The 914-nt window shown below is 44.7% G+C and carries 1 protein-coding gene; it reads left to right on the forward strand.

Translation table 11 applies throughout. The annotated features are described in order from the left end of the window. Positions 1-914: hypothetical protein (locus tag N1032_RS24170; RefSeq protein WP_259543019.1), on the forward strand; the 914-nt coding region annotated here is incomplete at both ends.

Here is a 914-nt window from a genome sequence, read left to right on the forward strand (position 1 = left end):
ATCCTATCACCTTAACGACAACCGTAACGCGAGTTGGTAATGCCCTGTCTTTTGATGTACATCCAGATACAGCCGTTACTGGGGCTGATGTGGTCTACAGCGTCAAAGATGGGACTCCCGCGCCGGGTGGGTTCTGGATCAACGTTGTAGACCCAACCGGGGCTATGGAAACCAGTACGCAGATCGCCGGAAACAGTTACCCGGTAATGTTCGAAAAGCCGGGTAACTATACAGTTAAGTTTTTTGATATTGATACTACCGTACCAATTACCCAGGCTGTAACGGTAACGCAGGGCGCGGCTGTAGCTCGTATCGCATGGGTAGATCACCCCACTAACGCCATTAAAGGGAGTACGGTTAAATTTAAATGGTCGGGTGGGGTTCGTCCTGCGGGTGGGTATTGGTTTACCATCGACAAGCCTGATGGAACTACAGAAAGTCACCAGTCTGTTGATCGTGAATATGATTATACTTTCCCAGATGTTGAGGGAACCTATACGATTAAAGTATATGAAAAAGAACTCACTAATTTAATCACTCAGGCTGTAACTGTTACAGCAGCCCCTGTAAAACATCCAGCATATTTATTTGCGGATCGTGATATCGGATTTTTAACAGCCGCGCATTGTAGTATGACGGTAAACGGGGTTCCTGTAACGGCTCCGACCCAGCTTTATTATGACGATGAATTAATTGTTACGGCTGATAATGGCTTTACTATTAATGAGTCAAATAATGGGGTTCGTTGTGGATTTCAAGCCGTAAATATGGCATACTTATTTACGTTGAATTCCGCTAAGACTGTAGCGACGTTCAAATTAATTAACCAACATCCAGCAGACCCTAGCTGGAAATATGTTTCTTTCTTCGTAGAAACAACGGCTGTAACTACTGTATCGGGTTCTAATGCTGCA

It is taken from the genome of Herbiconiux daphne (genome assembly GCF_024979295.1).
Taxonomy (GTDB): domain Bacteria; phylum Actinomycetota; class Actinomycetes; order Actinomycetales; family Microbacteriaceae; genus Herbiconiux; species Herbiconiux daphnes.